The sequence below is a fragment of the Streptomyces blastmyceticus genome, assembly GCF_039521185.1.
In the GTDB taxonomy this organism is placed as follows: domain Bacteria; phylum Actinomycetota; class Actinomycetes; order Streptomycetales; family Streptomycetaceae; genus Streptomyces; species Streptomyces blastmyceticus.
Genome location: NZ_BAAABW010000013.1, coordinates 486,895 through 511,462 on the forward strand (window position 1 = coordinate 486,895; position 24,568 = coordinate 511,462).

Sequence of the window (24,568 nt, forward strand, 5' to 3'; positions counted from 1 at the left end):
CACGTCGATCAAGCCGCTGATCTGTCGCCAGGCATCCTTGACCAGGATCAGTCACCCGTAGTGAAGATGCGGGGCGAATTCTGAACTTGACCTTTATCTACGTCTGTTACTCAAAGCGACGAGGGTGGTTTCGCGCCTGACGGTCTTGCCCACGTCGTAGCGGGGTGCCCGGTGTCTGTTCCTGACGCCGGGTGACTGGGTGCGTCACCTGGCGGGGTTGGGTACCTGACGGTGACGCCGCACGTCATGGAGATCCCAGTAGTAGGGCGAGTCCTGGTCGGTGTTGTCGACACCGCGCAGTACCTCGTCGCCCCGTGGGTCGTCGCGCAAGGCCAGCCGGACCGCTGCCGTGACCCGTACGGCTTCGTCCTCATCATGGAGGCACATGGCAAGAGCGTCCGAAGCGACCAACGCGTCCGTGGGGGCGTCGCCGAGTGCTTTGCAGGCCCCCACGTGCACCGCGGCGTCCGCGTCCCGGGTGCACGCGACGACGGCGGCCAGTGCCTGGGGGTTCCCTGTTCTGATCGGCCACTGCAGGCCGGAGACCGCCCATCGGCGGACCTCGGCGTCGTGGTGCCGGGTGAGCGCGGGTAGCGCCTGCGCGGCCCGGGGATCGAGGGCGTCGGACAGTCCGGCGGTCAGCTCCCGCATCACCCGTGGGTCCCCCTCCCGCGCCGCCCAGGGAAGGAGGTGGTCGACGATCGGTCGGACGAAGGATTCGTCGTCGCTCATGTCGAAGAGGACACCCAGGCGAAGTACCAGCGCGCCGAAGTACCGCTCCAGTGGGTCCGGACGGTCCCGCAGGGCACCCGCCGCGTCCCAGACGGAGGGGTCCTCGCGCTGTCGGAGCGCATGCGTGGTGGCCCACCACACCTCGTGGTCGACGTCCGGCTCCGCCAGGGCGCGCTTCATCAGCTCGGCGAAGGACGGCGTGACCCCGTATTTGGACTCCAGGTCGGTGAGGATCGCGGCGTGACCGGTGCGGACCGTCAGGCCCCCGAGTGACAGTTCCTCGCAGACCGTCCCGGATTCCTCCCGCACTGTTCTGCGCCCGGCCGGCGTCGGCGATCCGCTTCGGCGGCGGAGTTCGGTCTCGGCACCCGTGGTGTGCCAGTACCGGGCCAGTTCCAGGGCATCGCGTCCCTCGGCGTCCTTGGGCCACAGGTGTGCCCCATGGTTGGTGAGCGCGGCCGCGATGGAGTGGTTGCCGAGCTCGATCGCACGCAGCAGGGGAGTACGGCCGTCGGCGGCGGTGCAGTTCAGCCAGGCCGACGTCATCAGCACTTCGGCGACCGGCAGGTCGAAGGCGTCCACCGCCAGGCACAGTGCGGGCGTGCCGTGCTCGTCGACAGTATTGGGGTCGGCCCCCGCTTCCAGCAAGGTCTCGACGGTCTTCGCGTCACCCCTGCGTACGGCCGCGATGAGTGGCTTCTCGCCCATGGAATCCCTCCCCATGTCCTGCCGCACCGCTGGCCCGGCGGGCAGCGTTCGCAGCCCTTCGGACCGCTCCGTGTTGGCCCTCAACCTGATTTTCGAACAGGCGATCTTAACGCGAGGGGAGGCGGCGGCCGGGCAGCAGGCCGTCTCGACCGGCAAGGCCCCGGGCAACGGACGAACCAGGCCGAACCGGTGCCGGTGACGGTGTGCCACATCAGAGCACCGACAGAGCATGCCGGGAGGGCGCCCGGAAGGCCACCGCTCGAACGTGTCTCGAACTTGGGGCGGGATTCCCGCGTCAGGCACGACCACCCCGCCCTGCGGCGCTACAAGATCACGCGACTCCGCAACGGCCCTGCGCCGGGACCTGCCATGCTGAGCGGGTTCGATTCGAACCTCACACCTTGGAGGTTTTGATGCGTGCAGGCGTCGTTGTCGCCGCGCAGCCCGGTGTGGAGGACCTCGCCGTGCGAGCCGAGGAGTTGGGCCTGCACAGCTTCTGGGTCAACGACACCCCGATGGTCCACGGCGACCCCTTCGTCGCCTTGAGCCTGTGTGCGAAGGCGACCAGCCGCATCAGGCTCGGCATCGGCGTGACTTCACCGGCGCTGCGCTCGGCCCCGGCCGCCGCGAGCGGGCTCGCCAGCCTCAACGCCCTGGCACCGGGCCGGATCATCTGCGGAGTCGGCACCGGAAACACCGCCCGGCGCACCCTGGGCATGCGACCGACCACGGCGGCCAGGCTGGAGAACTTCACCGTCGCACTGCAGGACCTGTGCGCCGGACGTTCGACCGAGTACCGCGAAGGTGACCGGGTCCGCGACATCCGGTTCCTGCACGCCGGGGCGCACGTGAACACCGCCGACCCGATCGAGTTCGTCGTGGCCGCACTGCTCGGGCCGAAGGCCGCCGCCGTCGCTGGCCGCCGTGGCACCGGCCTCATCTCCTTCGGTCTGCTGGACCCCACCGCCTGGCACGCGCTGCACGACACCCGTCGCCACGCCGCCCAGGGCACACCCCGCGACCCCGACTCCCACACGGACTCCTACGTGGTCACCTCGCTCCACCTGCTCGGCGCGGGCGAGGATCCCCACGGCGACGCGGCCCGGGACGCGACGGGCCACCTCGTCCTGTCGCTGCTGGCCTTCGCCGCCGACACGGCCGCCGACACACCCGCCTTCGCCGAGCAACTCGGCCCCGAGGAACGCGAGGCGGTGTGGCGGCTCCTCGATCGGCGCGGCACTACCGCCACGGCGCCGGACCGGCACACCAAGCTCTACCCCAACTACCTCGGACGCATCGCACCGCAGGACCGGGACCTGGTTCTGCCCTCGCTGATGGACACCCTGGCCCTGGTCGGCACCCGCGACGACCTCCTCGCCCGCATCACCACCCTGGAACAGGCCGGCGTCGACGAACTCCTCATCCAGCCGGTGATCGACCCGCCCACCGAGATGGCGCTGCTCGCGAGACTCCTCACCTGAGCCGACCCATATGAAACATCGAGACTGAAGGCAGGAGCACAACTTCCCCACTACGTCTCTGTTGCGCCATAAATAATGCGGAGCGACGACAGGTTGGGTTAGCGCGCCGCATTATCTACGACACAACTATCAGCCAACAACTTGCTGGCCATCGAATGTGCCACCGACACAGACGTTCACGCCGGGTGAGAGCACGACGACCTGTCCGCCCCCCAGCCTGCATTGGTTAGCTGTGACGACTGCGGGTGTGGCTACAGCTGTTCCCGCAAGTCCCGCTAGGGAGATACTGAGAAGCGCCGTGGAAAGAGCGACGGCAATACGACGCATGTCGACTCCTTTAGCCGTGGAGTGAGGTGAACTCAGCTCCAGGAAGGCATGTACAGTCGTTGTCTCACTCGCGTCGCTCTCGGTCCATGCTCGTTGACTGGCCACCCTCGTGTGAGTGACTGCATTCACTCGGTTGGAGCAGGACCGCCGTCGGGTCGGTCTTACTCTCAAACGATGAAGCGTGGCCCTTGGCCCGCTCGAAAACGCCCTGGGCCATGTCCAGGCCTCGGACACGAAGCCGCGCATGGGGCTGCATGGTTATCGCGGCCGGCACATAGCAGCCCAACTGCACGTCGCCGTCGGCGCGGGGGAGGGCCTCCCGGTTCCCGCCGTCGTATTTGGAGTCCCACCGCCTCGCGGTGTCGGCGGCCTCGCGCAGTTCGTCGAGGTCGGCCCGGCCGACCTGCTGGCTGCCACGATGGTCGGCGGTCTCGTCGGCGGGAGTGACGAGCCATCTGGTGACGGGGGTGGTGGAGCCGGATCCGGCCGGAAAGTCGCGGTGGTTCACGGAGCTTCAGAACGTCGTGGCGACGTGGACGGCGTCGGCGGGGTCCCGTGAGAAATTCAACCCCCACACTCGCGTCGATTGTCTCCGCCTTGCCCATACTGATCTCGCCGGGGCTGACGAGCCGACGTGGGCAGCGACATCGCAACGAATTCACCGATCAGAACTGGCCACTCGTTGCATATCTCTTCCGTCGCTGCATGCTCAACGACACCACACGTGTCATGGAGTGTCGTTGCCGTACTCGACACCGTTCTGCATGTATGAGATAGTCATTTTAGATGTATCTTGTTAAACAGAATTCAGACGCTATCGCGGGATGACGGGTCTGCAAACGTGTACGTCCAGGGAGTTGAACACACCCCTGGCGTTAAGGAGCGCGAGTTGCCCATTTCCAGGCGCTTAATCTCGCCCGAGGGGCGCATCTGGGAGACAGACGAAATCGTGGCCCGAATATTCGGCGCCACCGAACTTCTTGTACGCCGGGGCATCGAACCCGGTTCGCGTGTGATGATGAGCGGGGCCAATTCCCCTGAATGGGTCGTCGATTTGCTCGCGCTCGTTCACCTCGACGCTTCGGTGGTCCTGGCCGATCATCGAGCCACCCCGTCACAGCGATCGCAGATCCGCGCCCAGGCGCGCGTGGTGCTCGAAATCAGCGACGGTACGGGCGACACCGCGGCGCCACGGCCCGCTTCGAACACGGCGGCCGCGCCCGATGTGGCGGCTTGGGCGCGGCGCCAGGACGCCGCGATCTCGTGGTCGTCGGGTACGACAGGCAGCCCCAAAGGCATTGTCCGCTCCGGTCGTTCGATTCTGGACAACCTCGCACTCAGCGCGGAACGCATGGGGTACCGGCCGGACGACGTCTTCCTGCCAGTCCTGCCGTACTCCCACCAATATGGTCTGTCGCTGGTCCTCTGCTGGTGGCTGGGCGGAGGCACACTCGTGATCTACGGGCCAACCACGCGCCTGGACCGCGCGCTTGCGATTGGCGTGGACCACGGCCTCTCCATCGTCGACGGGGCCCCGTCGACCTATTACGGCCTGCTCAACTTGCTCGACCGTCGCCCCGCTCTCGCGAACGCGCTGGAGACGGTACGGGCCTGGTGCGTGGGCGGCGCGCCGCTGGGGCGCAGCCTGGCGGCCCGGTTCCACGCCCGCACAGGCCGGCACCTGCTCGACGGCTACGGAGCGACCGAGGTGGGAAACATCGCGCTGGCGCCCCCTGCCGATCCGGTCGGGTGCGGCACGCCACTGCCCGGCGTGGTCGTCGAAGTCCACGACGATGATGGCAGGCCGCTTCCCAACGGCCGGCTCGGCGAACTCGTCGTACGCAGTGACGGCCTGATGACCGGCCATCTGGGCGATGACGGCGAGATTATTCCGGTTTCGGGCCCCGTTCACCGCACCGGCGACATCGGCCTGCTCGACGACGTCGGCCACGTCTTCCCGGTCGGGCGCAAGCACGCCGTGCACCGTGACGGCCACACGCTCTACCCCGACCACCTCGCCGAGCGGGCCGAGTCGGCCGGCGCACAGACAGAGGTCGTCGCCGTCCCTGACGAGCGTCTGGGCTGTCGCCTGGTGTTCGTGATCGCGGACCCCGACGACCACGAACCTGCGCACTGGAAACGGGTACTGCGTTCTGTGCTCGCCCGCTATGAGCAGCCCGACCACATTGTCGTGCTCCCCACGTTGCCCCTCACAAGCTCGGGAAAACCCAACCTGGCCGTTCTGGAGAAGATCGCCATGACCGCGCTGCCCGCGACACACAACATGACCATCGACGCAACCGTATCCGGCCCGACCGTCAATGAGACCAACTACCGTATTCCCTTCGCCAACCGTGTCGATGCGCTGCGCGCAGTGCGCCGGTATGTGGCCGACAACGAAGACGCAGTGTTGAGGATTCTCACCGAAATCTCGCCCCACCAGACCGCCAGCGCGGAGATCCGTTCGTTCCTCGCGACCCTCGATGGAGCGGAGGAGGAGATCCACCGGGTCCGGCCCGGCCGCGTGCCCCAGACCGCGGTCTTCATGCCCTCCAACATCCCGCTCTACTCCTACGCGCTCTACATGCTCGTGGCGTCCCTCTACAGCGACGAGATCACCTTCCGGCCGTCCTCTGAGATCAAAAGCCAGATGCAACGCTTGCACGCCCTGCTGGCGCCGGTACACGGCTTACCCATCAAGATATTCGAACTCAGCCAGCGCAAGTTCGTAACGGGACCGGTACGCGAGGCGGACCTCATCGTCTTCACCGGAAATTACTCCAATGCCGAGACCATCCGCGAAGGGCTGGCGGAAGACCAGCTCTTCCTCTTCTTCGGCCGCGGCATCAACCCCTTCGTGATCGCACCCGACGCCGATCTTGCGCACGCCGCACATGACGTCACGAACATCCGGCTCTACAACTCGGGCCAGGACTGCTTCGGCCCCGACGTCGTGTTCGCACCGAAGGGCCGCACCGAAGAATTCGTCGACACCCTGTCCGCAGAACTGAATTCGCTGCATTTCGGGCAGAACAGCGATCCGGCTGTCGATTACGGTCCGATCTACTACGACTCGGCGCTGGTGAACTGCTCGGACTACCTGGTGCGTCATGCGCGTCACATCAGGCACGGCGGGCGCATCGACCTGCCCTCCCGCAGGATCGAGCCGACCGTCCTGCTGTGGGACTTCAACGACAAGCTCCCCCTGGACGAGATGTTCGCCCCGGTGTTCAACGTCGTGGCCTACCCCAGCGCGAGGCTGTTGCGTGAACGGCTGTCGAGCCCCTACTTCAGCGAACGCGCGCTGGGAGCGATGGTCTACGGAAACGACCCGGAGACGGTGAACGTCCTGGCTAAGCGACACCAAACCTGTGTCAACCACACGCTGCTCGACGCCGAGGACGGCAACCGCCCGTTCGGCGGATTCGGGATGAGGGCGAACTACATCTCCTACGGCGACGAGCGGCACGCCGAACCACTGCTCATGTCGCAGGCCGTGGCACAGAATCTCCCGACGGCCGCCCCCATCGCGGTGGGTGGGAAGTGACCCAGGTGAGCAAACGGTACGCCGACGCATGGTCTGCAATCGTCGACTTGCTGGTGGCGAACGAGGTGGACACCTGCTTCGGGCTACCCGGAGACGATCTGGAGTTGCTTCGCGCCCTCGACGCTGCCGGCCTGGACCTCGTGCCGTGCCGTGACCAGCGCAACGCGATGTACATGGCGACCGGCTACGCGCTGCAGTCAGGCCGGCTCGCCGTATGCGCACTGGGCAAAGGGCCGGCTGTCACGCACGCGGCCACGGGGCTGCTCGAGGCACGGGAGTCCGGTGCACCACTCCTCGTGCTCGCCGCAGGCGTGCCCGAACGGCGCCGGGGGAGTGGCGGATTCCAGGAACTCGACCAGGTCGCCGTGACAGCGCCCCTCGTGCGATGGGCGCACCGGGTGGGGCATCCGGACCGGGTCGTCCCCGCGACGGTGACGGCGCTGACCCGAGCTGTGGGGCCGCCGCCCGGACCCGTGTACCTGGAGATACCCGACGACGTCCGCACGGCGGAGATCCTCCTCACCGGATCGCAGCCAACGCTGCCCGAACCACTGGTCCTTGAGCCCGGTCCCGTGAGCCCGGGACCGGCACTGGAAGCGATCCGCGCGAGCCGGCGTCCGGTGGTGCTGGTGGGCGGCGGAATGCGGCACCGCAACGCTGGCGGTGTGGTCGAGCGCTTCGCCGAACGCCTCGGCGCGGCGCTCTTCACCACCGCGTCCGGCCGCGGTGCCGTCGACGAGCGCCACCCGCTGTTCTGCGGCGTGGCAGGCCTGTACGCCGCGGCCCCAGCCCGTGCGCTGTGGTCATCCTGTGACCTGGTGGTGTCGCTCGCCGGGCGACTCGAGGAGACAGTTGTCGAAGGCGGAACGCCGTGGCCCCCGGTCACGGTGGTGCAGGTCAACGTCGATCCGGGCGGGCTGTCGGCTGAGTTCTCCGGCCCGCGCGTGCTCGGTGACGCCCGGCACGCCGCGCTCGGCTGGACGCGGGCGCTGGACGAAGACCGCAAGTCCGAGCACACAGACGCGACCGAGGCGTGGGCGAACAAGATCGCCGTCGCCCGTAAGGCCATGTCGCTTGAGGTGAAAGCGGAATTGGTCCGCGCGGCGACGCTGCCGGGGATCCGCATCGCCGAGCTGCTCGCCGCGCTCGACGCCACCGCCGGCGAGCCCCGCGTGCTGGTCCAGGAGAACGGGCTGCAGGACATGTGGTCCTACTGCTTCCCCTTCCACGCCGGTGGCGGGTCCATCGTGCCGTCGGAGCAAACCCCCCTGGGCTTCGGAGCGGCCGCGGCCATCGGAGTCAAGCGGGCCGCCCCGGACCACGAGGTCACCGCATTCATCGGAGACGGAGCGTTCCTCGCGGCCCGCGCGGACATCACCGTCACCGCTCCGGCCCACGGCGGCGTTCTGTACGTAGTGCTGTGCAACGGCGGCTACGGCTGGCTGGACGCCCAACGCGCCCGCCTCGGCCTCGACGCCGAACGCTACCCCTTCACCCGCCCGGGCGCGCCGCCACCCGTGGTGGACGGATCGGACATCCACTATCGGGTGCTGCGCGACAAGGACGCACTGACCGACGAGATTCTCGCCGCGCGACGGTTCTGCTCACAAGGCGGCACGGCCGTACTCATGGTGCCGGTCGCCCCCGACGACATCGCCCCGCCCCTCCGCGACGCCGGGGTGATCCCCCAGTGACAGACGCGCGAGAGCGAGGTGACGCCAGGCGCAGGGTGATGGTCACCGGGTACGGTGCGGTGACGCCGCTGGGCCACAGTGTCGACGAGACATGGACGGCGATGCTGGCCGGGCGCAGCGGCATCGACACCGTGAACGCGATCGACGTGACCGGTCTCGGAGTCCTGATCGGCGGCCAGGTCCGCGGATTCACCCCCAGCCGCTACATGCCCCCGACGGTCAGCCGTCGCGCCGACCCGTACGCGCAGTACGCCCTCGCCGCGGCGCTGGAGGCCAGCGAACACGCTGGACTCGTCATCGACGACCGCTTGGCGCCGCGGGTCGCCGTGATCATCGGAAGCGGCTACGGCCCGGTGGGGTCGATCTACCGCGCCGCGAACACGCTCCGCGACAAAGGGCCACGGGCCATCAGCCCCTTCACCCAGGTCACGACCGCCATGGACAGCGCTGCCGGCGAGATCAGCATGCGTCTCGGCGCACAGGGACCCAGCCGTGCCCAGAGCACGGCGTGCGCCAGCGGCGCCGACGCGGTGGGCGCGGGGATGCGCATGATCAGCCATGGGGAGGCCGACATCGTCCTCGCCGGCGGCGCCGACGCCTGCGTCACCACCGTCGACCTCGCAGGCAGCGGCAACGCCCGCGCCCTGTCCAGGCGCAACGACGACCCGACTGCGGCGTGCCGGCCCTTCGATGTGCACCGCGACGGGTTCGTGATGAGTGAAGGAGCCGCCGTGCTGGTGCTGGAGGCCGCCGAAGTCGCCGACAGGCGGGGGGCGACGGCCCTGGCCGAACTCACGGGCTACGGAGCCAGTTCCGACGCCCACCACTGGACCGCCCCGCACCCGGAGGGGCGGGGCGCGTGCCTTGCCGTCGAGGCAGCACTGCGCGACGCAGGGATAACGGGACCGGACGTGGACTACATCAACGCGCACGGTACCGGAACGCTGCTCAACGACGCCATCGAGACGGCCGTTCTGCACAAGGTGCTGGGTGACCGTGTCACCCGGATCCCGGTCAGCTCCACCAAGTCGATGACCGGGCACATGATCGGCGCCGCCGGAGCGGTCGAGCTCGTCGCTTCGATCCAGGTCCTCCGCACCGGTGACGTCCCGCCGACCATCAACTGCGACGAGCCGATCGACCCGGACATCAACTTCGTGCCGCACCAAACGCAGCACCACAAGCAAATACGGACCGCTCTCAGCAACTCGTTCGGCTTCGGCGGCCACAACGCCGCCCTCGTGGTCCGAGCAGTATGAGGTCCCGGCCGTGAACCACCTTCCACAACCGACCCCCAGCCCCGCCACCGTCACCCGCAGCGGGCCACTGACCTGGGTCCAGCAGTGGCACTGGTTCGAACGCACCATCCCCTCACCACGACGGGTGAACCCGACGCCGCTCGCCGACCACTGCCACATCCCGCCCCCGGCAACCGTCGCCGACGTCCACGCGGCACTCGCGTCCCTCACCGCCCGCCACGAAGCGCTGCGCACCACCATCGACCCGCTCCGCCCGATACAACACGTCCACCGCGCGGACTGGGCCCCGCTGCCGGTCGACTACGTCGACGTCCCCGCCGCCGACGCCGGCACCCTGGAAGCTGCCACAGCAGCGCTGGCCGCCCACCCGATCGATCCCGAGCGAAATCCACCCTGGCGCGCCAGGGTGCTGCTCGAAGCAGGAAAGCCGCGCGCGGTCCTGGTGGCCGCCCACCACGTCCTGATCGACGGATGGGGGCTGGCGGTACTGATCAACCAACTGCACGACCAACTGCGCGGCGACCACACACCGGCAGAGGCATCCACACACCCGCTCGACACGGTCGCCGCCCAGCCCCCGGAACGCGCCCGCGCAGCGGAGCGCGAGTGGCTCATGCGTCTCGCGAGCAACCCGACCGGCGTGCTGGCCCCGTTCGGCGGGACCGACAACGGCGCCGGGCGCCACCGCCTCCAGCACCGCTCGGTGGGCGCCTACGACGACCTCGACCGCGTCGCCCGGCGATACCGGGTCAGCCCAGAGGTCGTTGTACTCGCGGCGCTGGCCCACGACGTCGCCACCCGCACCGGCGAACACCGATTCCTCGCATCAGTGGTGGTCTCCAACCGAGCCCGGGCCGCTCTGCGGAACAGCATCGGCGTCCAAGCCCTGACGGTTCCGGTACAGATCGATCTCCGCCCCGGCGCGGCGTTCGGCGAGGTCGTCGCCTCGGTCGCCGCCGCCTCTGCCGCCGCCTACCGGCACGGTCAGTGGCGCCCCGCGGAGCTGGTCGCCGCCCAGGCGCGCATGGACCGTCGCCGCGGTGTCGTGACCGTACCCACCATCGAGTACAACTGCTACTCGTGGCCACGCGACTACCTGGTCCCCGCGTACAGCACTCCGCCGGACGGACCCGCCACCTGGATACACAGCGCGCCCGACGAGCCCTGCGACACGCTCTACGTCGACCTCAGCCTCGACGAGGGAGTCGTCACCCTCGATGTCACCGTCGGGGACCACCTGCTCGACGCCGAGCAGGCCGCGGCATTGCCCGTCCGGTTGTGCGGTCTCCTGCGCGCGCTCGCCGACGGTGCCGAGTGCCCCGTTCCGGAACGTTCGCTCACACCGGCCGCCCCCGGATGGTGGCGCGCCCCGCAGGGATGGGTGCGCTTGGCCGACGTCGAAGACGTGTTGCGCGACCATCCCGGAGTGCACGAAGTGACGGTGGCACCCAGCAAGGAGGCCCTGGGGGAGGGCGACGAACTGCACCTCGTCGCGTACGCCCGCATCGCCCCTGACGTCACCCCCGACGACTTGCACCGCCACGTCCTGGACCACCTCGGCGAAGTGCCCGGCCTGGTGGCCCCGGGCCGCTACGTCCTGTCCCCGGCCGGCTTCGAAACCGGCCGTACGTCCGACCAGTTGCGTACCGGCACCGGCACCGGCACCGGAACCGGCACCGGCGGCACGGGAGCCCTGCGGATCCCATTGCGCCTGCCCGCGACGGACGCCGAACGGGCTCTGGCCGCCGCCGTGGCCGCTGTCGGACCCGGCGGTCTGCCGACCGGCTCCTCCGACAGCCCTGATGCCGTGGACATGAACCGGTGCCTCGCCGACCACGGAGTCACCCTGGTCGCCGTCCCTCGTCTACTGGCGCTGCTTCACCGGTCCGGCTTCACCGGGATCGCGTCGGACGAACTGGCCGGAACGGCCTCGCTCGGCCACCTCGCCGCAGCCCTGAAGCCCCTACCACCTCGCGCCCATCGTGGAGGAGACACCTCACCATGACCGCGTCCCACGCCCCCGCACCGTCGACGGACCGCCTGGCCCCGTGGGCCTTCGCCGCCTTCGTCGAGGCGAACACCCACGACACGGCATACCGCCCGCCGGTGGTGGACGGACCCGTCGGGCCGACCATCGTCCGCAACGGCCGAGAGCTGGTCAACTTCGCCAGTATCAGCTTCCTCGATCTGGAGCGCCACATCCCGGTACAACGCCATTTCGCTGAAGGGGCGCGCGCCCACGGCTTGAGCACCAGCGGATCCAGGATGACCCAGGGGATTTGCCGCCCGCACCAAGTGCTGGAGGAGACGATCGCCCGCCACACCGGCAAGGAGCAAGCCATCAGCTTCGCGACGGGGCTACTGGCCAACATCGGGTTCATCCACGCCATGAGCAATTCCGCGCATTTCGACACCGGGATCGAAGTGCGTAATCACGACACCGTTTTCGTCGTCGACCGTGACGTCCACTGGAGTATCTGGAAGGGCCTCGAGGGACTTGGCTATGGTCGCAAGGCCCACGCGTTCCGGCACAACGACGCCTCCGACCTGGCACGCGTCCTGGACCGGGTCCGGACCCGCAAGACCGTGGTGATCGCCGAGAGCATCTATTCGGCCGACGGCACCATGGGGCCGATCGTGGAGATTCTCGACGAGTGCGACCGTCACGGCGCCATCAGCATGATCGACGACGCGAACGGCTTCATGGTCTACGGACCCGAGAACCGCCCGTACGCCCGGGAGGCGGCTGCTATCAGGGAGCGGGCCGACTTCGTCATGGTGTCACTGTCAAAAGCCATCGGTCTGGAAGGCGGCGCGATCGCCGGGCCGGCGGCGGCCATCGACGCCTTCGAACTGCTCTCCGGCACCTCGATGTTCACGGCCGCCATCCAGCCACCCACCGCTCACACCGCCGAGCGCACGATCGAGGCCCTCGCCAGCAATCCGGGGATCGTCGACGACTACTTGGCGCATGCCGCCCGCCTTCGCCGACAGATGCACGAGGCCGGCACGCCGACAACGCCGACCGAGTCGTACATGCTCTCGGTGCCGATCGGGAACGACGCCGCCGCCCTGCAGATGCGGGAGTGGTTCGTCGAGGACGGCTACCTCGTACCCGTCTTCTCCTACCCGGCCGTCTCACGCAACCAGGCGCTACTGCGCTTGTTCCCGCACGCGGGCCACACCGAGGAGCAGATGGACGGCTTCCTGCGCACCCTCCTCACCTACCGACGGCGCCTCGGGCTCTGACGTTCCCACCGAGGTTCGCCACACGGACCGATGACCGCCGGGCGTAACCGACCGAGCCGGCCCACTGACCGCGGCAGGGATCCGCGCGGTGGCCGACTCACGCCGACCCCATCCCGATAAGGAGAAACCCCCGTGGTGAACAACACCGACATCCTCAACGCCCTTGCCAAGATTGTCGAAGAGGTCGCCGGCGTCGACGCCGCCGAGGTGACCACCGAGAAGTCTTTCACCGACGATCTCGACATCGACTCCCTGTCGATGGTGGAGATCACCGTGGCGCTCGAGGACAGGTTCGAGGTGAATATCCCCGACGACCAGGTCGCGGAGTTGAGGACCGTCGGCGACGCGGTGAGCTGCATCGCCGACCACCGGTGACTGCTGCCGGATGGCCTGGCCGTGGCACTGCTCGGCTCCTGCCGGGCCTCGTCGGCCGGTCACCTGTCCTGGCCGTCCGCGAAGCACGATGCGCGGAGCGCGTAAGTGATCAACGAGGGCTCGATCAGTCACAGGACCGTTCCCCCGCACCGGACAAGACTCACTTCGGGAGACATATCATGCACGGAGTCGCTCCCCGTAGGGTCAGGCGGACATGAGCGTCCTCGAGCGCTTCCGGCTCGACGGTCGCGTCGCCATAGTCACCGGCGCCTCCTCCGGGCTGGGTATCGCCTTCGCCACCGCGATAGCCGAGGCCGGCGCCGATGTCGTGCTCGGGGCGCGGCGCACCGAGAGGCTGGAGGCCGTGCGCACAGCCGTCGAGAGGCTCGGCCGCCGTGCCGTCGCTGTGCATACAGATGTTGCCAAGCCGGAGGACTGCCGCGCGCTGGTCGACGCGGCCGTGCACGCATTCGGGCGGGTGGACATTCTTGTCAACAACGCCGGGATCAGCAGTGAACAGCCTGCGACGGAGGAGACACCGGAGCAGTTCCGCGAGGTCATCGACATCAATCTCAACGGCTCCTATTGGATGGCCCAGGCCGCAGGCGCGGTGATGCTGCCCGGCAGTGCCATCGTCAACGTCTCGAGCATCCTCGCGCTGGTCACGGGCGGTGTGCCGCAGGCCGCCTACTCGGCGTCGAAGGCCGGGATCCTCGGGCTCACCCGCGATCTCGCCCAGCAATGGACCCCCAGCAAGGGCATCCGCGTGAACGCCCTCGCGCCAGGCCTTTTCACCTCCCCGATGACCGACGGCTACGCCGAGGGCTACCTCGAGGTGATGATGCCGCGGGTGCTCTCGGGCCGCATCGGACAGCCCGAGGAGCTCGCTGCGGCTTTGGTCTTCCTCGTCTCCGACGCGGCGTCCTACATCACCGGCACCACCCTCACGGTCGATGGCGGCACGCACATCGCATAGGGACACGCAGCTGCGGTCTCCTCCGGCCGAGCAGCGCGACCCACCGGAATCTGCGAGCGGATGTGTTCATGTTGATGATCAGTGAGCGATGCGGTCATGCCCGTCTCGGCGTAACCGGGCGCGACCACGGTGGCGGTGACGTTGTGGGTGCCGAGCTCGAGGGTCAGTGCACGGGTCATGCCGACGTTGACGACTCCTACCGGTCCCATCTATACCTCGCGGTCACCCGTCCGTGTTCCAGGGGGCGGGCGCTGCGCGGGAGCTGGCAATGACGACGGAGCCGACTGCCCGTCCCCTTCCGCGCGAACCGCTCGGGGATCCGCACCTGCGCCGCCTGATCGTGGGCCAAGGCTTGGCGGCCGTGGTCGATGCGCTGTTCATCATATGGCTCACGCTCTTCGTACTCGAGCTGTCGGAACCCGGGATCACCACAGGGTTTGTTCTTGTGGCCGTCGCGCTGCCGCGAGCGGCGCTCCTGCTTCCTGCGGGAGTACTGGTCGACCGCCTCGGTCCCGCCCGTGTCGTGGCCAGCGCCTCCTGGCTCCGGGTCGCCGTCCTGCTCGCCCTCGACGCCCTGGTCACCTTCACCTCACCATCGGTGACGACGGTAGCGCTGCTCGCCGGGCTGCTCGGCGCCGCCGACGCCGCGTACTTCCCGGCGGCCCTGGCGTTGCTGCCCGCCGTCGTGCCGACCGAGAAGCTCTCCCGGGTCAACGCGCTGGTGCAGGGCGCGGAGTCGGGGGGCGATCTGGTCGGCCCGGCGGTGGCCGCCGGAGTCATCGCCGCGGTCGGCTTTGACGCGACGCTCGGTGGGATCGCGGCGATGGCCGCATTGGCCGCCGTCGCCCTCAGCACACTCATCCACGTGGTACGACGTGGCGAAAACGCCAGGGACGACGCTGGTCCGGATGCCATCGACGGTGAACAGCTCAGCAGTACACGTGCCCTCGCCGCGGGCTTGAGATACGCCTGGCATGAACCGCCGGTGCGAGGGATGCTGGCAGCCATCGCCCTGATCAACATCGCGGTCGTGGGCCCCGTACTTGTGGGCGGCGCGGTGCTCGCCGATCAACGCCTCGGTGGCGCGGGATCTCTGGGCATTGTGCTCTCCGGTTTCGGTGCCGGCTCACTGGCTGGCTCACTCATGGCCGGGTGGCGGCCGCCCGCCCGGCGCGGCTGGACCGTGGTCGGCGGGGTCGCCGCGATCGGCGCAGGCATGGCCGGGCTCGCCGCCGTCACCCATGTCGTCGCCGCAACGGCGGTCGTCTCACTCATCGGCATCGGGTCCGCGTTTCTCGGAGTGGTCGTCGTGGCCACTTTGCAGGAGCGAGTGCCCGAGCAACTGCTGGGCCGAGTGATGAGCCTCGTCGTGCTGGCCACAGTGGCGCTCGATCCGTTCTCCTACGTGGTTGCCGGCGTCATGCTCCCATACGGCACGACGACGCTGTTCCTGATCTGTGGCAGCGCCGTCTTGGCATGCGCCGGTCTGGTCGCCGCGAGCCCAGGAATCCGCTCCCTGCGCTGACCGTGTCGATCGCCGGTCATCTGCCTACGGTTGGATGAGGGCGCGGGCTCTCAGCAATTGGAACGAGGCTCGTCCGTACCTCTGGCGTTTGATGGTCTTGATCCGGGGGGCTACCTGGGATTCATTCGCAGTGCATCGGGCTTCAGCCCGATGGGTGAAGCGCATCTTGCCGTGGCGAAGCGGAGCGTAGTGGATTCCTGGTCGGCCGAGCCGGACGTCGTGTGTCCACCGCCCGTGGCGCGGAGCGCCGCGATGGCTTTCCCGGCGGAGCCGGGTGATGCTCACACAGGCCGGTTCTGTGGTTCTGTTGCTCGATGTACTGCTTGACTACAGAGAGCGGGGCGCCGCCGACGGTTCCGGCGGAGTAGGGCCCGGACCGGGGCTTGTTGGCCCGCCGGCAGTGCCGTGCCAGGTCGGGGAACTCCTGGCGCAGGCGGCGGGAGGTGAACATCCTTGAGGGAGCTGACCAGCTTGGTGGCGGTGGCCTTGGGCGGGAGGTTCACCAGGAGGTGGACGTGGTTGTCCTCGCCGTTGAACTCCACCAGTTCGCACTCGAAGTCCGTGCGCACCGACCGCATGAGGCCCAGCGGGACCTGTCCCGTAAGCAGAAGGGGTCGAAGAACCGCGGGAAAGCCGGCTTGAAGGTTGCCCGTGCCCACGCACAAGTGGCCGATGCGCGCCGCGAGTTCCACCACCAGCTCTCCACGAGGCTGATCCGCGAGAACCAAGCGATCGGTGTGGAGGACCTGGCGGTCAGGGGACTGGCGCGCACCAGGCTGGCCAAGAGTGTGCATGACGCGGGCTGGTCACAGTTCGTGGCCATGCTGGAATACAAGGCGGTCAGGTACGGGCGTACCTTGGTGAAGATCGGCAGGTTCGAGCCGACCTCCCGGACCTGTTCGGCCTGCGGCGTCAAGGGCGGTCCCAAACCCCTCCACATCAGGGAGTGGACCTGCCCCGCCTGCGGCACGGTCCATGACCGGGACCACAATGCCGCGAAGAACGTCAAAACGGCCGCCGGACTGGCGGTCACAGCCTGTGGAGCGCAGGTCAGACCAGGACTCGTCCCGGCACAGCGCAACGAAGCAGGAAGCCACGGACTCTCCACCGAACCCCGTACCGCGTAGCGGCACAACAACGGATGAGAAGGCCGGAATCCTCGGGGCTTCAACCTGAGGAGCAAGTCAAGTCGAACTGGTCCTTGAGCGTCATCGCGATCGGGTGCGGATCCTTTCGAGTAACGGCTGAGCTGGGAAGACGTTGATTGGCGTGTGGGCGGTGCCGTTGCTTCTACCGTGGCGGGGTGGAGGCGGGCGCCATGGTGTCGTTACCGGACGAGCTTCGAGCGCGGGAGTCTGCGGCTCGGCAGCGGGCGGATCAGCTTGAGGATGAAGCGGCGGTGCACCATCCTGCGGGGCTGCGCAGTCCGGTGCGGGGGGGTGCCTCTATGTCTTTCGTCAAGCGAGGCGTGGGGTTCTGGGTTCGTAGAAGGTGCCGTCGCGGAGCATGGCGAAGAGCACGCTGATGCGGTGCCGGGCGAGGCGGAGGAGAGCCTGTGTATGGGTCTTTCCTCTGGCCCGGCACTTGTCGTAGTAGGTGCGGGAGGCGGGATCGTGCAGGGCGGCGAACGCGGAGAGGAACATCGCGCGTTTGAGCTGTCTGTTTCCCCCGCGGGGTGCGTGTTCGCCGTGGATCGAGGTCCCGGAGGACTTCGTAGTCGGGGCGAGGCCGGCGTAGGAGGCGAGGTGGGCGGCGGTGGGGAAGCCGGTGCCGTCGCCGACGGTGACCAGCAAGGTGGCGGCGGTCCTGACCGCGATCCCCGGCATCGAGGTCAGGACCGGGGGAAGAGGGTGAGCCTCCAGCAGCTGGCTGATCTGGGTTTCCAGGGCTCGTCGTTGCTCATGGACGGCGGCGAGCGAGCGGGCCAGCGACGGGATGACGACGTCGAGAGTGCCGGTTCCCGGGACCACGACGGTCTGCTCGTCGAGCGCGTCGAAGACCTCGTCGATCAGGCGGGTGACCATCCTGGGGGCCTTGGGCCGGATGACTTCCACGAGCCTGCGGCGTCCGGCTTTTCGCAGGGCGGCCGGGGAGCCGTAGCGTTCGAGGAGCCAGGTGACGGCCTGGTGGTCGAGCCGGGGTCCGAGGACACGTTCGAGGCTGGGGTGGAACTGGGTGAGCAGGCCGCGGATGCGGTTGCTGGTGCGGGTGGCCTCGGCCGCGAGGTCCTGGTCGAAGCCGGTCAGGACGGTCAGTTCGGCGGTGATCTCGTCGGTCAGTTCCAGCGAGCGCAGGGTGTGCGGCATGGTGCGGGCGGCGTCCGCGATCACCGCGGCGTCTTTCGCGTCGGTCTTCGCCTCGCCGGGGTAGAGGTCGGCGATCCTCCGCATGGCGAGTCCTGGCAGGTAGGCGACCTTGCAGCCCGCGTTCCTCGCGACTGTCAGCGGCAGGGCGCCGATCGAGGCGGGCTGGTCCACGATCACCAGGACGGTGCCGAACTTCGCGGCCAGTTTGTCGAAGACGGCCCGCAGTTTCGGTTCGCTGTTGGGCAGGGGTTTGTCGAAGACCTTCTTGCCGGCCGGGGTCAGCCCGTGGCCGTGGTGGGCGGTCTTGCCGACGTCCAGGCCGAGGAAGACGCCCACGTCGCCGGTGTCGAACATCGTGCGCTCAGCTCCTTTGGTGCGGCTGGCCCTGGCGTCGGTGTCGTACTCGCGCATCCACGTTATGCAGACCTGCCGTCCGCGGACTGCCCGGCGTTGCACCGGACCGGACGGTGGCCGGACCTCTTATCAGCGTCTCCGACGGCACCCCTCGGGCCCGGTGACACCACCCCCCAGGTCATCCCTTCGACAGGGGGGGAACAGTCATGCCAGGCCCGAAGGCCAGCGGCCCTCTTGCAGGACCACGGAAAACAGCCTCGGGGGGTCGGTCACGTGGTGCCTCCAGCACGCTAAAAGCCCCGACACACGTGTGGCAGTGCCGGGGTCAGCACCTACTTCAGGCGTGGGTCCAGCAGTGCGGCACCACGACCAGGGAGCTCTATTCACGAACGGGGTTCACCAGCCTTTCTTGTAGAAGGCGAGGGCGGTGACGGTGTTCATGACGCTGGGGAAACGGGTGAGGGGCCGCGGTAGCGGGTGGCGAGGATCTTCCAGTCTTTGAGGTGTGCGATCGCTCGTTCAACGGCGGCGCGGAGCCTGCTGATGCTCTGGTTGAACCTCTTGTCTGCCTCGGACCGTTCCTGGCCAGGAGGTTTACGTCGCGCGGTGAGCATGCCGGAGCCGACGTAGCCCAGATCGCCCATGGTTTCCCGGTCGGTGAATGCTTCGGGGAAGTGGGACTGGCGCCAGGCGTGCATGTCGTGCCGGGCACCGGGCACGGGTGCGGAGACTGCGAGCGGGTCCCCGGCGAGCGTGGCCGCGACCTGCGCATTGAAGCCGGTGTCGCGGTGCTTCCCGGAGAACATGGTGGTGCCCTCACTCGCCCAGTCCCAGGTGGTCACCAAGGTCCCGTCGATCAGGACGATCCGGCCGGCCGACGCCTCGGCGAGGTCGGGGACATGCTCGGCCAGAACCTTTTCAACCACCGGCAGCAGTGCCGTCCACCGCCGCGAGACTGTGGCCTGAGACACCCCGAACAGCTCCGCCGCCGCTTCCTGGACCGGGTTCTGGCGCAGCAGGAACAGCACCAGGACCACCGACCTGTACAGGCCCAGCGACCACATCTGCGGCGGCACCACGGCAGGATCCGGATCCTCCACGAGCGCCTGGTGGACCCGTGCCACCAGCCCGTCAAGTTGATCGGTGTCCATCCCTTTCGTAACGTTCCAGCTCAACGGCCCTGCCCTGGTTCATTTCTGCCGTTGTCACAGACATCAGACTACCGAGCAGGGCCGTCCTGACGATCAAGGAACACAGGCCGCACCACCCCGTGAATAGACCTCCTGGCGTGCCCGCCCGCGCCAAGGGGCTGCCGTCGGTGGAGCCGGGCACCAGCAGGCACAGCCGTACGTCCTGCTGCGCGGTGAACCACCGGACACGCTCCACGTTTCCCAGCGCGATGCCGCTGACCTCGGGCGAAAAGCTTGCGGTGATCCAGGCGACGGTCATCGGGGCTGATTCGGTACGCGGAAGCAAATGGACGACCTTCCCATCGCATTGTGAACGGAAACGCGTGGCTACGCCTTGCGGAGCCGCTCGATGATGCCGTCGAGGTCACGGAGGAAGACGGGTATGCGGAACTCGTGGCCGCCGGGCTCCTCGTGCGCTTCGTGCTCGATGCCCGCATCGCGCAGCATCCCCCGGAATTCCCGCTGACCGGCGAGTACTTGGTTCTCGGATACCTGGTTGAACCAGTCGACCTTGCCGCCGCCCGTACCGGCCACCAGGAAGACCCGCTTGCCGCGGTAACGCTCGATGTTCTCGACCGGGTTGTCGGCGCTCACCTTGGCCTCGTTCCACAGTGGTGCTCCGTAGATCGTGCCGCCGGCCAGGTCCGACACCGCGGAGGACAGGTTGGCCCAGTGGGTGACCAGGCCGAAGTCGCGGCGCAGGCTGGCCGGTCCGGAGTGGGCGCTCACCGAGGCGAAGCGGTCGTGGTACTTGGCGGCGTACTTCAGGGCACCGAAGCCGCCCATCGAGAACCCGGCGACGGCCCGGCCGTTGCCCTCGGCGTATGTACGGAAGTTGGCGTCGATCCATGGGACGAGCTGGTCCATGTGGAACGTTTCCCAGTTGCGGGGGCCCACGTTGGAGCTGACCGGGTCGGAGTACCAGCCCGCGTGGCCGCCGTCGGGCATCACGACGATGATGGGTTTGCCGGCAGTCCACTCGCGGACTCCCGCACGGTCGAATGAGGTGAAATCCACGTTCAGGTTGCCCCAGTGGAGGAGGTAGAGGACGGGGTAGGTTCGTCCGCTGGTGTCGTAGCCGTCGGGAAGCAGCACGTTGATGCCGGGGTTCCAGCCGATCGCGCGGGTCGCGAACCGGTAGTACTTCAGGCGGGGGTTCTGCTCGTTGCGGTCCACGATGCGCAGCCCGAAGCCGTCGCCGACCGCCCCGGCCGGTGACGCCCCAGCCGGCGACGCCGTCGCGAGGACGCCCGCGCTGCCGAGGGCGATGGCCGTGGAGAGGCCACCGGTGGCCTTGAGGACGTTTCTGCGGGTGAGGTGGTGCGCGCTCATTCTGACCTCCTGGTCGGGAAGGAATGGTGACGGAAGAGTGGACGGTAGCCAAGGTGCCACGTTAGACACCGCCGTTGAAATCCCGATGAATGCGCTCGACGACTGCGCAGAAGACGAAGAGGTTCGGGATCTCGGACGCAGGGCCCAACGCATGCCGTTTTCCGGCTGTGCTGAGCTCGACGGTCCCGTTCCGGATCTCGATCCGCTGTACCTGCGACCACCTCACGGACACCTTGCGGGAACCGGTCATCTCCCTGGTCAGCCAGATGTCCCCGAAGGTGAGCCGCTCCCCGGCGTCGAGCGCGGCCACTGCCCTGGGCAGTTGGGCACAGGTGACGGCCTGCCGGACCTCGGGCCCCCAACCCGCCTCCGGCTCGTCGTGCAGCACGACCCGCTCTCCGGCGACGTCGACGAGCGTGTAGATCGTGCCACTTGTCCGGAACACGGAGGTGGTGTCGTAGCGGACGACATGAGGCCTGTTCACGGGGGTCTTGTCGATCATGAGGGCGGCCCTGCTCGGTAGCTTGGTGTGTTCCACGACATCAAGCGAGTACCGGGGCAGGGCCGTTGAGTTGGAACGTTACGACGGGGCTGGAAGCAGATCAACTCGATGGGCTGGTGGCCCGTGTGCATCGGGTGCTCGTCGGGGAGCCGGACCCGCCGGTCGTACCCGGGCGGATGTGGTCGCTGGGGCTGTACAAGTCCGTGGTGCTGGTGCTGTTCCTGCTGCGGCAGAACCCGGTCCAGGAGGTCGCGGCCGAGTTGTTCGGGGTCAGCCAGGCCACCGTCTCCAGGCGGTGGAACACCCTGCTGCCGGTGGTGGAGAAGGTCCTGGCCGGACACGTCCCGGACCCCGCCGAGGCGTCGGCCGGCCGGATCGTTCTGATCGACGGGACGCTCGTCACGACCTGGGACTGGGCGAGTGAGGGCACGAGAATGTTCTCGGGCAAGCACCGTGACACCGGCTTCAACCTCCAGGTCGCTGCCACGCTCGCCGGGGACCTCCTCGCGGTCTCCGAGCCGGTGCCCGGCTCGCCGCACGACACGTTCGCCTGGGGCCAGTCCCACTTCCCCGAAGCGTTCGCGGCACGGGAGAAGCTCGGGGACCTCGGCTACCTCGGTACCGGGATGCACACCGGACGACGAAAGCCACCGGGCCGGGAACGCTCCGCGGGAGACAAAGAAGCCAACCGGTCCATCAACGCCCTCCGCGCCGCCGTCGAACATGCCATCGCACACCTGAAGGACTGGAAGGTCCTCGCCACCCGCTACCGCGGACCCCTCGCCCGATTCCCCGCTGTCATCAAGACGGTCACCGCCCTCGCCTTCTACAAAAAGGGCTGGTGACACCCCCGTGAATAGGCCTCAGGGCCTGCTGGGTCGGCCCGCCGCTATGGCTGAATTATCTGTATCGGGCTGCAGAGGTAAGGTGCAGAATCATTCTCCATCTGACATCAAGTCAGGTCTCATGGTCGACCGAACGCCGCTGCAGAGCCCACAGGTTCCAGGAAGAGGTCGCTTATGAAGCTTCGGATGCTGGCAGCGGCAACGGGAATTGCCGCCCTGGCAACATTCACTGGGGCCCCCGCCGCCAACGCCATTGGCCTGGCCGCGAGTGGTCCTGACATGCAAGGGACGAACCTCTGGTACAGCCTCGCCGCTAACAACAAGTGTGTGGGACTGGCCAATGGCGGAAGTACGGCCAATGGTACTGAATTGGTCGTATGGGACTGTCACGGACACCTCGACCAACGGTGGACTAACTTCCAGAGTGGCAGCGGTTGGGCTATCGCCAGCCTCGCCGCTGACAACAAGTGTGTGGGGTTGGCCGACGGTGGAAGTACGGCCAATGGCACACGCCTGGTCCTGTGGAACTGCCACGGACACCGTGACCAGCAGTGGCACAGCATTACTGGAGATGACCTCATTTACAGCAACGCCGCTGACAACAAGTGCATAGGGTTGGCCGATGGCGGAAGTACGGCCAATGGCACACGTCTGGTCCTGTGGAACTGCCACGGACACCGTGACCAGCAGTGGCGGATAGATTATTGAACCTGATCACTGCCTGGTCCTGGCTCCGTCCTAATCGCCCCGGCATTTGGCGTTGAAGGCGCGCCGGAATACTCGCAGAGTGTGGATCCTTTGACGTGATGGCGGGGATCAGGCGGTCCTACGTTGTTGGTGGGTTGGACGGGCCGTCGTAAGGTCCAGAGGCCCAGAGACACCGGGTATGGCTTTCAGGCGGTTGCCCTCGATGGTTCCCCTCACCTGGCCGCCCGGTGTCTCACGACGACTCGACCGCTGATTAGGAGCTGCGGGCACCCGAGGGTGTATCGCTGAGTAGGACCACGCTGGCGAGGTCGTTCGGGAGAACAGCGCACACCGACGAACCGGAGGAACCCCGTGCCCCAGATCTGGGCGGGTGTGGACATCGGCAAAACCCATCACCACTGCGTGGTCCTGGACGCCGAAGGCAAGCGGCTGCTGTCGCGCCGTGTACTGAACGACGAGCCGGAACTGCTCGCCCTGCTCGCGGACGTGCTGGCCATCGACGAGGACGCCGTGTGGGCGGTCGACGTCGCCGACGGCATGGCCACCCTGCTGATCAACGTGCTGCTCAACCACGGCCAGCAGCTGCTCCACATACCCGGCCTCGCGGTCAACCGGGCCTCGGCCGGCTACCGGGGCGTGGGAAAGACCGACGCCAAGGACGCCACCGTCATCGCCGACCAGGCCCGGATGCGCCGGGACCTGACGATCCTGCGGCCGGACGACGAGCAGGCCATCGAACTCCGGATCCTCACGGACCGCCGCGCTGACCTCAACGCGGACCGCACCCGCCGGATCAACCGGCTGCGCGGCCAGCTCACCAGCATCTTCCCCGCGTTGGAGCGCACGCTCGATCTCGGCAACGTCGGCCCGCTGGTCCTGCTGACCGGCTACCAGACCCCGGCCGCCCTGCGTCGCACCGGCCGCAGCCGACTGGAGACGTGGCTCAGGAACCGCAAGGTCCGTGGTGCCGAGGCCCTGGCCGAGGCCGTTTTGGATGCGGCCGAGCGCCAGCACACCGCCGTTCCCGGGGAGAAGATCACAGCGCAGGTGATCCACACCCTGGCCAAGGAGGTGATGGGCCTCAACGAGCAGATCACGGAGATCGACAAGCTCATTGCGGCCCGGTTTCGCAAGCACGAACTCGCCGAAGTGATCTCCAGCATGCCGGACATCGGCCCGCTGCTGGGCGCCGAGTTCCTCGCCGCCACCGCCGGCGACATGAGCCGCTACGGCAGCTCCGACCGCCTGGCCAGCTTCGCGGGCGTCGCCCCGGTGCCCCGGGACTCCGGCAACGTCAGCGGCAACCTGCACCGCCCCAGGCGCTACCACCGCGGCCTGCAACGCGTCTTCTACACGTCCGCGCTGATCAGCATCCGCTGCTGCGAGGCGTCCCGGCGCTTCTACGAGCGGAAACGCGCCGAGGGCAAGCGGCACACCCAGGCCGTCCTCGCACTGGCC

General features: G+C 68.0%; 21 protein-coding genes and 2 pseudogenes. 13 read left to right on the forward strand and 10 right to left on the reverse strand.

The window, feature by feature from the left end; translation table 11 throughout:
• Positions 1-204: 204 nt before the first annotated feature.
• The gene (locus ABD269_RS12330) at positions 205-1,440 is read right to left on the reverse strand and encodes a HEAT repeat domain-containing protein (RefSeq protein WP_344117846.1); all 1,236 of its coding nucleotides are present in this window, start codon (positions 1,438-1,440) and stop codon (positions 205-207) included.
• A gap of 413 nt (positions 1,441-1,853) precedes the next feature.
• Here ABD269_RS12330 and ABD269_RS12335 point away from each other — a divergent pair, with 413 nt between their 5' ends.
• Positions 1,854-2,921, forward strand: a complete 1,068-nt coding sequence (locus ABD269_RS12335; RefSeq protein WP_344117847.1) for an LLM class flavin-dependent oxidoreductase — start codon at positions 1,854-1,856, stop codon at positions 2,919-2,921.
• Between the two features lie 391 nt (positions 2,922-3,312).
• Here ABD269_RS12335 and ABD269_RS12340 read toward each other — a convergent pair whose 3' ends face one another.
• Positions 3,313-3,756, reverse strand: coding sequence for a hypothetical protein (locus tag ABD269_RS12340; RefSeq protein ID WP_344117848.1), 444 nt, complete (start codon positions 3,754-3,756; stop codon positions 3,313-3,315).
• Between the two features lie 381 nt (positions 3,757-4,137).
• Here ABD269_RS12340 and ABD269_RS12345 point away from each other — a divergent pair, with 381 nt between their 5' ends.
• The 7 genes from ABD269_RS12345 to ABD269_RS12375 all read left to right on the forward strand — a co-directional run bounded on the left by ABD269_RS12345 (position 4,138) and on the right by ABD269_RS12375 (position 14,348).
• Positions 4,138-6,795: an aldehyde dehydrogenase family protein gene (locus tag ABD269_RS12345; RefSeq protein WP_344117849.1), complete on the forward strand. Its 2,658-nt coding sequence runs from the start codon at positions 4,138-4,140 to the stop codon at positions 6,793-6,795.
• Between the two features lie 47 nt (positions 6,796-6,842).
• On the forward strand, positions 6,843-8,489 hold the full coding sequence (locus tag ABD269_RS12350; RefSeq protein WP_425572875.1) for a thiamine pyrophosphate-binding protein: 1,647 nt from the start codon (positions 6,843-6,845) through the stop codon (positions 8,487-8,489).
• Positions 8,486-9,748, forward strand: coding sequence for a beta-ketoacyl-ACP synthase II (gene fabF, locus ABD269_RS12355; protein ID WP_344117851.1), 1,263 nt, complete (start codon positions 8,486-8,488; stop codon positions 9,746-9,748). The genes ABD269_RS12350 and fabF overlap by 4 nt, the downstream gene beginning before the upstream one ends.
• A 10-nt stretch (positions 9,749-9,758) precedes the next feature.
• Complete coding sequence (locus ABD269_RS12360; protein WP_344117852.1) at positions 9,759-11,753, forward strand: condensation domain-containing protein; 1,995 nt, start codon at positions 9,759-9,761, stop codon at positions 11,751-11,753.
• A gap of 101 nt (positions 11,754-11,854) precedes the next feature.
• Entirely contained in the window at positions 11,855-12,997 is a 1,143-nt protein-coding gene (locus tag ABD269_RS12365) for an aminotransferase class I/II-fold pyridoxal phosphate-dependent enzyme (protein WP_344117853.1), read from the forward strand.
• A gap of 132 nt (positions 12,998-13,129) precedes the next feature.
• Positions 13,130-13,372 carry an acyl carrier protein gene (locus ABD269_RS12370; RefSeq protein ID WP_344117854.1) on the forward strand — a complete coding sequence of 81 codons (243 nt, stop codon included), beginning with the start codon at positions 13,130-13,132 and terminating at the stop codon, positions 13,370-13,372.
• 214 nt (positions 13,373-13,586) lie between these two features.
• The gene (locus tag ABD269_RS12375; RefSeq protein WP_344117855.1) at positions 13,587-14,348 is read left to right on the forward strand and encodes an SDR family NAD(P)-dependent oxidoreductase; all 762 of its coding nucleotides are present in this window, start codon (positions 13,587-13,589) and stop codon (positions 14,346-14,348) included.
• Here the strand turns inward: ABD269_RS12375 and ABD269_RS12380 are convergent.
• Positions 14,297-14,527, reverse strand: a complete 231-nt coding sequence (locus ABD269_RS12380) for an SDR family oxidoreductase (RefSeq protein ID WP_344117856.1) — start codon at positions 14,525-14,527, stop codon at positions 14,297-14,299. The genes ABD269_RS12375 and ABD269_RS12380 overlap by 52 nt on opposite strands.
• A gap of 89 nt (positions 14,528-14,616) precedes the next feature.
• Here ABD269_RS12380 and ABD269_RS12385 point away from each other — a divergent pair, with 89 nt between their 5' ends.
• Positions 14,617-15,873: an MFS transporter gene (locus ABD269_RS12385; protein WP_344117857.1), complete on the forward strand. Its 1,257-nt coding sequence runs from the start codon at positions 14,617-14,619 to the stop codon at positions 15,871-15,873.
• A 142-nt stretch (positions 15,874-16,015) separates the two neighbouring features.
• On the opposite strand, the gene ABD269_RS12390 is transcribed toward ABD269_RS12385, so the two are convergent.
• Positions 16,016-16,324: a transposase gene (locus ABD269_RS12390; protein WP_344117859.1), complete on the reverse strand. Its 309-nt coding sequence runs from the start codon at positions 16,322-16,324 to the stop codon at positions 16,016-16,018.
• Positions 16,325-16,379: 55 nt separating this feature from the next.
• Positions 16,380-16,451 (reverse strand): annotated as a pseudogene (locus ABD269_RS12395) (IS200/IS605 family transposase); the annotation flags it as partial.
• On the opposite strand from ABD269_RS12395, the pseudogene ABD269_RS12400 reads away from it, so the two are divergent.
• Positions 16,452-17,000, forward strand: a pseudogene (locus tag ABD269_RS12400) (RNA-guided endonuclease TnpB family protein); the annotation flags it as partial. It lies immediately after the preceding pseudogene.
• Between the two features lie 330 nt (positions 17,001-17,330).
• Here the strand turns inward: ABD269_RS12400 and ABD269_RS12405 are convergent.
• The 5 genes from ABD269_RS12405 to ABD269_RS12425 all read right to left on the reverse strand — a co-directional run bounded on the left by ABD269_RS12405 (position 17,331) and on the right by ABD269_RS12425 (position 21,557).
• The gene (locus ABD269_RS12405; protein WP_344117894.1) at positions 17,331-18,533 is read right to left on the reverse strand and encodes an IS110 family RNA-guided transposase; all 1,203 of its coding nucleotides are present in this window, start codon (positions 18,531-18,533) and stop codon (positions 17,331-17,333) included.
• A 437-nt stretch (positions 18,534-18,970) separates the two neighbouring features.
• Complete coding sequence (locus ABD269_RS12410; RefSeq protein WP_344117860.1) at positions 18,971-19,684, reverse strand: transposase family protein; 714 nt, start codon at positions 19,682-19,684, stop codon at positions 18,971-18,973.
• Complete coding sequence (locus tag ABD269_RS12415; RefSeq protein ID WP_344117861.1) at positions 19,665-19,982, reverse strand: hypothetical protein; 318 nt, start codon at positions 19,980-19,982, stop codon at positions 19,665-19,667. The genes ABD269_RS12410 and ABD269_RS12415 overlap by 20 nt, the downstream gene beginning before the upstream one ends.
• A 68-nt stretch (positions 19,983-20,050) precedes the next feature.
• Positions 20,051-21,055 carry an alpha/beta hydrolase gene (locus ABD269_RS12420; protein ID WP_344117862.1) on the reverse strand — a complete coding sequence of 335 codons (1,005 nt, stop codon included), beginning with the start codon at positions 21,053-21,055 and terminating at the stop codon, positions 20,051-20,053.
• 61 nt (positions 21,056-21,116) lie between these two features.
• Positions 21,117-21,557 (reverse strand): DUF6585 family protein, encoded by a 441-nt coding sequence (locus ABD269_RS12425; RefSeq protein ID WP_344117863.1) that lies wholly within the window; start codon positions 21,555-21,557, stop codon positions 21,117-21,119.
• Between the two features lie 116 nt (positions 21,558-21,673).
• Between ABD269_RS12425 and ABD269_RS12430 the strand changes: the two genes are divergently transcribed.
• The 3 genes from ABD269_RS12430 to ABD269_RS12435 form a co-directional block, all read left to right on the forward strand.
• A complete protein-coding gene (locus ABD269_RS12430; RefSeq protein WP_344117864.1) occupies positions 21,674-22,402 on the forward strand; it encodes a transposase family protein in 729 nt (242 codons plus the stop codon).
• Between the two features lie 279 nt (positions 22,403-22,681).
• Positions 22,682-23,110: an RICIN domain-containing protein gene (locus tag ABD269_RS35365; protein ID WP_425572878.1), complete on the forward strand. Its 429-nt coding sequence runs from the start codon at positions 22,682-22,684 to the stop codon at positions 23,108-23,110.
• Between the two features lie 351 nt (positions 23,111-23,461).
• Positions 23,462-24,568 (forward strand): IS110 family RNA-guided transposase (locus ABD269_RS12435; protein ID WP_344117865.1); only part of this gene is annotated, 1,107 nt, incomplete at its 3' end.

Bases quoted from the DNA above. Each gene is read 5' to 3' on its own strand.
- ABD269_RS12330 (WP_344117846.1), bottom strand. From the start codon at position 1,440: ATGGGCGAGAAGCCACTCATCGCGGCCGTACGCAGGGGTGACGCGAAG.
- ABD269_RS12335 (WP_344117847.1), top strand. From the start codon at position 1,854: ATGCGTGCAGGCGTCGTTGTCGCCGCGCAGCCCGGTGTGGAGGACCTC.
- ABD269_RS12375 (WP_344117855.1), top strand. From the start codon at position 13,587: ATGAGCGTCCTCGAGCGCTTCCGGCTCGACGGTCGCGTCGCCATAGTC.
- ABD269_RS12380 (WP_344117856.1), bottom strand. From the start codon at position 14,527: ATGACCCGTGCACTGACCCTCGAGCTCGGCACCCACAACGTCACCGCC.
- ABD269_RS12385 (WP_344117857.1), top strand. From the start codon at position 14,617: ATGACGACGGAGCCGACTGCCCGTCCCCTTCCGCGCGAACCGCTCGGG.
- ABD269_RS12390 (WP_344117859.1), bottom strand. From the start codon at position 16,324: ATGTTCACCTCCCGCCGCCTGCGCCAGGAGTTCCCCGACCTGGCACGG.
- ABD269_RS12405 (WP_344117894.1), bottom strand. From the start codon at position 18,533: ATGTTCGACACCGGCGACGTGGGCGTCTTCCTCGGCCTGGACGTCGGC.
- ABD269_RS12410 (WP_344117860.1), bottom strand. From the start codon at position 19,684: ATGGACACCGATCAACTTGACGGGCTGGTGGCACGGGTCCACCAGGCG.
- ABD269_RS12415 (WP_344117861.1), bottom strand. From the start codon at position 19,982: ATGACCGTCGCCTGGATCACCGCAAGCTTTTCGCCCGAGGTCAGCGGC.
- ABD269_RS12420 (WP_344117862.1), bottom strand. From the start codon at position 21,055: ATGAGCGCGCACCACCTCACCCGCAGAAACGTCCTCAAGGCCACCGGT.
- ABD269_RS12425 (WP_344117863.1), bottom strand. From the start codon at position 21,557: ATGATCGACAAGACCCCCGTGAACAGGCCTCATGTCGTCCGCTACGAC.
- ABD269_RS35365 (WP_425572878.1), top strand. From the start codon at position 22,682: ATGCAAGGGACGAACCTCTGGTACAGCCTCGCCGCTAACAACAAGTGT.